Raw genomic sequence first — 6,766 nt, forward strand, 5'->3', positions numbered from 1 at the left:
TGCCCGGAACATGGTCATGATCGCTATCGCTACCGCGAAACTCTCCCGCCGCTCGCTGATCCAGGCACTTCTCGCCTTGCCGGCCTTCGCCCTCATCCGCAAACTTCCCGTTCCAGCCCCCGATCCCGACGAAATCGTCGAGGTGAATGGCTGGATCGTTCGGCGGAGCGACCTTGCATGATCTTCGACAGTTACGAGGCGTTTCGCGCGGCAACCTTCACGCCCAAGGTCTGCATCATGGGCTCGGGCCCGGCAGGCATAACGATTGCCCGCAAACTCGGCGCTGCCGGCATTCCGGTGGTGATCTTCGAGGCCGGCTCGAACGAGTGGACGGAGGAGTCACAGGACTTCTATCGCGGCACGACCGTCGGCGACCCCTATTTCGATCTCGACGTGACGCGGCTGCGTTATCTCGGCGGCTGCTCCAACCATTGGGCCGGCTGGTGCCGGGTGCTCGACGCCCATGATTTCACGCCCAAGGCCTGGGCGCCCGATACGGGTTGGCCGATCAGGCGCACCGATATCGAACCCTATCTGAAGGAAGTGCACGACATTCTCGACCTCGTCGAGTTCCGTCCGGATGCGCCGATTTCGGACGACATCAGCTGGGTGCAGCTCATCAAGAGCCCGGCGGTACGCTTCGCCGAGAAGTTTTACGGCGACCTCGACAAGAGCCAGAACATCGCCGTGGTGCTGAACACCTATGTTCGTGAACTGGTCGGCGACGGCAAGCGCGTGACCGGCGCACATATCTGGTCCAACGGCAAAGATGCGGGACAATTTACTGCCGACTATTACGTCCCCTGCACCGGCGGGCTGGAAAATTCCCGGCTGCTGCTGTGGTCCAACGAGCGCTCGAATGGCGGCGTTGTGCCGAATGCCACCGCACTCGGCCGCTACTGGATGGAGCATCCGCAGTTCGAAGGCGGCAATGCCATCCTTGCCGACTACGACGAATTCGAAGTCGACGGCGCCAACGAAGCCTTCTTCTCGCCAACGCCGGCGGCGATGGAACGCAAACAGATCATGAATTTCGGCATCAGGCTGATCGAGATGCCCTATCCCGGCGTCAAACGCCTGATCGCCGACCTTGCCTGCGTCGCACCCGACACCGCCGAATGGGCGGCCTATCAGCTCAGTCTCAATCTCCGCTGTGCCGCCCAGCTTTATGTCGGCTGGGAGCAGGCGCCAGATTTTTCCAACCACGTCGCCCTGTCGAAGACCGCTACCGACCATACCGGCGTGCCGCGCATTGAGCTCAACTGGAAGAAGCGCGAGATAGAGCGCCGCACGATTCTGGAAGGGTTGAAGCTGTTCGGCGAAACGATGGTCGCAAAGAATCTCGGCCGCGTGCGGCTGGCCGATTGGCTGGTCAAGGGCGAGGACTACCCCACTGACCAGGAGCTTGCCGGCCACCATCATATGGGCGGCACCCGCATGAGCGACGACCCGGCCAAGGGTATCGTCGACGGCGACTGCAAGGTCCACGGCATGGACAATCTCTATGTCGGCGGCTCGTCGGTGTTCGCGACGTCGGGGCAATGCAATCCCACGACGACGATCGTCTGCCTGGCCGCCCGGCTGGGCGACCATCTCAGTCACAAGATCGTCTGAACGGCGACCGTCGATCAGACCGTCGCGGGATCGAGCGGCGGCTCATCCTTGCGGCGCGCGATGATCGCGGCCAGATCCTCGTTCTGGAACGCGTCGCGCAGCGCCTCGAAGGACGGCAGCACGAAATAAGCGCGCTGGAACTTGTCGATCTCGTAAGCGGTGCGCATCACCGTTTCGAGCTCGAACGGCACATGATGCGCGTCCGGGCTTTCCACCGCGAACTGCAACTCGCTGAACGATGACATCAGCCCTGCGCCGAACGCCTTCAGCGGCTGGCCGGGCTCCTGCATCAGGCTGTACTCGGCGGTGTACCAGTAGAGCCGCGAGATCATGTCGTTGCCGCCCAGCGCAATGAGTTCGCTGGCCTTCGCGCCGTAAAGCTGCATGAAGTCGGCAAAGGCCGGCTGGGACAGCGCCGGCACATGGCCGAAGAAATCATGGAACATGTCGGGCTCGACGATGTAATCGAGTTCGTCCTTGGTGCGCAGCCAGTTGGTGACCGGGAAACGCCGGTTGGTCAGGTGAACGAAGAAAGGTTCGGCGGGAATGAGTCCCGGCACCGCGACGAGCTCCCAGCCGGTGAGCTTGCGCAGTTTCTTGCTGACTTCGTCGAAGTCCGGAATCCTGTCGACCAGACCGAGCGCCTCGACGCCATCAAGATAGGAGCGGTGCGCCAGCTTCCTTGTCAGCCTGGTCTGGCGGTCGCAGAGCGTACGCCAGACTTCCTGCTCGCTGTCTGTGTAATCGTAGTCCTGGCTGACGGTAAAATCGGAGCGGCAGACGGAATAGTCGCCACGCAACCCTTGAGCCGCACATTCGCGGGCATAGGTTTCGACGCTGATGTTCATGAGCAAATCCTCCACATGGACGAAAGATAACGCGGGAGGTCGAGCGATTTTTGCTTCAATGTTCACGCGATCGAGGAATTTGAGGTATATTGCACCCTAAACTCGAAATTGGAGTGGATATGCCTCAATTCGACGATTACGAGATCAAGATGCTCGATATCCTCCAGCGCGACGGGCGCAAGCCGGTATCGGAACTGGCGCAGGAAATCGGCCTCTCGACCACGCCCTGCGCGCGGCGTTTCGATGCGCTTCAGGAAGCCGGCGTTATCAAGGGTTTCGGCGCGGTCATCAGCCGGCGCGCGGTGGGGCTGACGGTGGAGGTTTTCATCCAGGTTCGGCTGACCAGCCACAGCGACGAATCGCCCGAACGCTTCATCGCCGCGGTGCAACGCATGGACGAGGTGTCGGCCTGCTGGACGATGACCGGCGACCACGATTTCCTGCTGCATGTCATGGTGCCGACAGTCGACGAACTCAACCATTTCGTCATGCACCGCTTGATGCGGCTTTCAGGCGTGCGCGACGTTCACACGCAACTGGTGCTGCAGAACATCAAAGGCCCGGGGCACGTGCCACTCGGGCATCTGCGGGGGTGATGCTGATCAAGCCGCTTCGACTTTTGGACCGGGGCGCGTCTGATCGCCTTTGCCCGCGAGCAATCCCTCGACGGAAATGTCTTCGTCGAGTTCTTCCCAATGCAGGCCACGGCTGCTGATGGTGACCTCTTCGCGTTGCGACGGAGAGGCGCGAAGAAGCCTTGGGAACCATGCGAGCGGAACACTCAAAGTGCGGCCATCAGACAGGTCGACCCACATGCTGTCCTGATCAAAGCGAACGCTGGTTGCCTTCACCAAAGAAATCATCCGTCGTCTTCCTCCTACGGAACGATCAGCGTTCCGGCACCATGCTCCGTAAACAGCTCCAGCAGCACCGAATGCGGCGTCTTGCCGTTGAGGATGACGACGCCTTCGACGCCGCGCTCGATGGCTTCGATGCAGGTTTCGACCTTGGGATCATGCCGCCGGAAATGGTGCCGTCCTTGATCAGCGCCTTGGCCTGGGCGACGGTCAATTCGTCGATGAGGTTCTTGTCCTTGTCGAGAACGCCGGGCACGTCCGTCAGGAACAGCAGGCGCGAGGCGCCGAGCGCGCCGGCGATGGCGCCGGCAAATGTGTCGGCGTTGATGTTGTAGGTGTGGCCATCCCGGCCCGGAGCCACCGGCGCCAGCACGGGGATCATCTCCGAGCGAGCAAGCAGGTCGAGCAGCGTGCGGTCGACCTCGACCGGTTCACCGACGAAGCCGAGATCGAGCACGCGCTCGATATTGCTGTCGGGGTCCTTGACCGTCTTGTGGGCTTTTTCGGCAAAGACCATGTTGCCGTCCTTGCCACACAGGCCGATGGCCCACTCGCCCTCGGCATTGATGAGCGCGACGATCTCCTTGTTGATGGAGCCGGCCAGCACCATCTCGACGATCTCGACGGTCTTTTCGTCGGTGACGCGCAGACCGCCCTCGAATTTGGATTCGATGCCCATCCTGGCCAGCATCGCCGCGATCTGCGGGCCGCCGCCGTGGACGACGATGGGGTTGACGCCGGACTGCTTCAGAAGCGCGATGTCGCGGGCGAAAGCCTGGCCAAGCTTGGCATCGCCCATGGCGTGGCCGCCATATTTCACGACGACGGTCTTGTTCTCGTAACGCTGCATATAGGGCAGAGCGGCCGATAGGAGATGCGCCTGCTCGGCAGCCGTGGCAGCTTTTTCCGTCGATGTCATGAGATGTCCCCGTCGGATGGAAATCGGCGGTTACTTAGCGGCAAAGGAGATTCGGAGCAATCGGTGGAAGCGAGAAAGCTGCGCTGGGGCTTCGCCGATCGCTGATGTTTCCAATGTTCACGACGCTGTGCACGGCACCTCGTCCTTCCCGCCTTAAATAAAGCCTAAACCGAAGCCTGTTTCATTCGGTAATGCGACATGCAAATGACAACGGCCCTCTTTCGAACCCTTCCAGCCTGGATGACCCGGCGCCAGTGAAGGACTCGATCCACTCAGCTTCGACTGCAGAACCCGCGCCGGATATCGACATGGCGTTGCTGGACCGGCTCCAGCGCTCCGCCCTCGACTACTTCATCGAATATTCGAACCCCGCAAACGGGCTCGTTGCCGATGCCACCAGCCCCGGCTCGCCATGCAGCATTGCGGCGGTCGGTTTCGGGCTCTCGTGCTATCCCGTCGCCGTCAGCCGCAACTGGATATCGCGAGGCGAGGCAATCACGAGAATCCTGGCCACGCTGCGGTTCTTCGAGCAATCGGAGCAGAGCCGGCACGTTCACGCGACCGGCTACAAGGGCTTCTACTATCATTTCCTCGATATGCAGACCGGACAGCGGGTCTGGAACTGCGAGCTTTCCGTCATCGACACGGCGATACTGATTTCCGGCATGCTGACGGCCGCGAGCTTTTTCGACGGTTCCGATCCTCGCGAAGCAGAAATACGCGCAAGTACCGCGCGCCTCTACAACCGCGTCGACTGGCGATGGTCGCAGGGAAAGGACGGGTTCGTCCGCCTGGGCTGGAAGCCGAAGGGCGGGTTTCTGCGGTTCAGCTGGAAGGGCTACAGCGAAGCCTTGCTGCTCCTTATCCTCGGGCTAGGCTCCCAACATTTCCCCTGCGCGAGGATGCGTATCGGCAATGGCTGGAGAGCTGCGACTGGCTCGATACGAAAGACGGCGGATATCTCTATGCCGGGCCGCTTTTCATCCACCTCTTCCCGCAGGCCTGGATCGATCTTCGCGGCCTAGACGACCCGTTCTCGGCGCGGCGCGGCATCGACTATTTCGAGAACAGCCGAAGGGCGATCGCCGAGCACCGGCGCTACGCGATACGCAACCCCAGGAGGTTCACGGGCTATGGCGAACACCTCTGGGGACTGACCGCCTGTGAGGGGCCGCGACGGCGGCTCGTGCTCAGGAACGGCGAGCGGCAGGGCTTGATGGGCTATATCGCGCGCGGCGCGCCGTCCGGCCCGGACGATGGAACCGTTGCCCCTGGTCCGGCCTCGCATGCCTGCCCTTTTCACCCGATGCGGGCTTTGACAACCTGACCCACATTCTGTCGCATTACCCCCGGCTGCTGAAGCATGGCCGCCTGCCGGACAGTTTCAACCCGAGCGTTCGCACCACCCATCCCGAGGGTTGGATATCGCCGCGCAGCGTCGGGCTGGATCAGGGGCTTATCGTGATGATGGTGGAGAATTTCAGAACCGGGCTGGTCTGGGACCTCATGCGCAAAAGCGAACCCGTGAGACGCGGGCTCGCTGCTAGCGGTTTCAGCGGCGGGTGGCTGGATCGAGTGTGACTACGCCGTTGCCGGCTTGAAGTTCAGGGCGACGCCATTGAGGCAATGGCGCTTGCCGGTCGGCTGCGGACCATCGTCGAAGATGTGGCCGAAATGACCGCCGCAGCGGCGGCAATGAACCTCGGTGCGGGTCATGAAAAGCGTGTTGTCTGTCTTCGTGCCTATCGCGTCAGGCAGCGACTGCCAGAAGCTCGGCCAGCCGGTGCCGGAATCGTACTTGTTCTCCGATGAATAGGCGGCCAGATCGCAACCTGCGCAATGGAAAATACCCTTGCGCTTCTCATGGTCCAGCGGGCTCGAGCCGGGACGCTCGGTGTCTTCCTGGCGCAGCACGGCGAATTGCTCCGCCGACAGGAGCTTGCGCCATTCATCGTCGGTCTTGGTAACCTCAAAGGTCTCGGCGATGGCATCCGTGGGCCTGCCCATGCGCCACAACGCCGTCGTGCCGGCCAGCAATGCGGCGGCTCCGGCACCTGCCAACAGAAAATCGCGGCGATTCATTTGGACATCTCCTCTTGCACGCAAACTATGTCACGCCGGCATCACGCGCCAATCAACTCCGATTGAGACTGATACGAAAACGCCCCGCATCATGGGCGCGCTTGAAGCGGCGATGCGGGCGTATCCGATTGCGCCGGGTCGCAGGAGCCCTATAGCTTCCTGGCGCAATCTAGGCCTGAGACGGCCTTCTAAACAGCGAGCCACCCATTACATCTTGGGCAGCAGCACCTTGTCTATGACGTGGATCACACCATTCGACTGCTTGACGTCGCGATGGTGACATTGGCGGTGTTGCCGTTCTCATCCGTGACGGTGACCTTGCCGCCTTCGTCCTTCAGCGTCAGTTCGCAGCCGCCGGCGGTCTTGGCCTGTGAGAGCCGCCGTCATCCTTGACCATTTCATGACCACGTCGGACGTCGCATTGGCGGCGATGACATGGCAGGTCA

At 61.6% G+C, this 6,766-nt stretch carries 6 protein-coding genes and 3 pseudogenes; 4 read left to right on the forward strand and 5 right to left on the reverse strand.

Annotated elements, in window-relative coordinates:
- Nucleotides 1–16 precede the first annotated feature (16 nt).
- Complete coding sequence (locus DZG07_RS24080; protein ID WP_091916358.1) at nt 17–181, forward strand: hypothetical protein; 165 nt, start codon at nt 17–19, stop codon at nt 179–181.
- Nucleotides 178–1,614, forward strand: coding sequence for a GMC family oxidoreductase (locus DZG07_RS23630; RefSeq protein ID WP_119821239.1), 1,437 nt, complete (start codon nt 178–180; stop codon nt 1,612–1,614). The genes DZG07_RS24080 and DZG07_RS23630 overlap by 4 nt, the downstream gene beginning before the upstream one ends.
- A gap of 14 nt (nt 1,615–1,628) precedes the next feature.
- On the opposite strand, the gene phhA is transcribed toward DZG07_RS23630, so the two are convergent.
- Nucleotides 1,629–2,462, reverse strand: coding sequence for a phenylalanine 4-monooxygenase (gene phhA / locus DZG07_RS23635; protein WP_119821241.1), 834 nt, complete (start codon nt 2,460–2,462; stop codon nt 1,629–1,631).
- 119 nt (nt 2,463–2,581) lie between these two features.
- Between phhA and DZG07_RS23640 the strand changes: the two genes are divergently transcribed.
- Nucleotides 2,582–3,058, forward strand: coding sequence for an Lrp/AsnC family transcriptional regulator (locus tag DZG07_RS23640; protein WP_091916355.1), 477 nt, complete (start codon nt 2,582–2,584; stop codon nt 3,056–3,058).
- Nucleotides 3,059–3,064: 6 nt separating this feature from the next.
- On the opposite strand, the gene DZG07_RS23645 is transcribed toward DZG07_RS23640, so the two are convergent.
- A complete protein-coding gene (locus DZG07_RS23645; RefSeq protein ID WP_091916354.1) occupies nt 3,065–3,325 on the reverse strand; it encodes a DUF2442 domain-containing protein in 261 nt (86 codons plus the stop codon).
- A gap of 14 nt (nt 3,326–3,339) precedes the next feature.
- Nucleotides 3,340–4,238: pseudogene (argB, locus tag DZG07_RS23650) on the reverse strand (acetylglutamate kinase).
- Between the two features lie 308 nt (nt 4,239–4,546).
- On the opposite strand from argB, the pseudogene DZG07_RS23655 reads away from it, so the two are divergent.
- Nucleotides 4,547–5,819 (forward strand): annotated as a pseudogene (locus tag DZG07_RS23655) (glucoamylase family protein).
- On the opposite strand, the gene msrB reads toward DZG07_RS23655, so the two are convergent.
- Together msrB and DZG07_RS23665 are read right to left on the reverse strand one after the other, a co-directional pair.
- A complete protein-coding gene (gene msrB, locus DZG07_RS23660) occupies nt 5,820–6,320 on the reverse strand; it encodes a peptide-methionine (R)-S-oxide reductase MsrB (protein WP_091916340.1) in 501 nt (166 codons plus the stop codon). It abuts the pseudogene before it with no gap.
- Between the two features lie 207 nt (nt 6,321–6,527).
- Nucleotides 6,528–6,766: pseudogene (locus DZG07_RS23665) on the reverse strand (fasciclin domain-containing protein); the annotation flags it as partial.

This window comes from Mesorhizobium sp. DCY119 (genome assembly GCF_003590645.1).
Taxonomy (GTDB): Bacteria; Pseudomonadota; Alphaproteobacteria; order Rhizobiales; family Rhizobiaceae; genus Mesorhizobium_M.

Coding starts and splice junctions, on each gene's coding strand:
- DZG07_RS24080 (WP_091916358.1), top strand. CDS start 17: ATGATCGCTATCGCTACCGCGAAACTCTCCCGCCGCTCGCTGATCCAG.
- DZG07_RS23645 (WP_091916354.1), bottom strand. CDS start 3,325: ATGATTTCTTTGGTGAAGGCAACCAGCGTTCGCTTTGATCAGGACAGC.
- DZG07_RS23640 (WP_091916355.1), top strand. CDS start 2,582: ATGCCTCAATTCGACGATTACGAGATCAAGATGCTCGATATCCTCCAG.
- msrB (WP_091916340.1), bottom strand. CDS start 6,320: ATGAATCGCCGCGATTTTCTGTTGGCAGGTGCCGGAGCCGCCGCATTG.
- phhA (WP_119821241.1), bottom strand. CDS start 2,462: ATGAACATCAGCGTCGAAACCTATGCCCGCGAATGTGCGGCTCAAGGG.
- DZG07_RS23630 (WP_119821239.1), top strand. CDS start 178: ATGATCTTCGACAGTTACGAGGCGTTTCGCGCGGCAACCTTCACGCCC.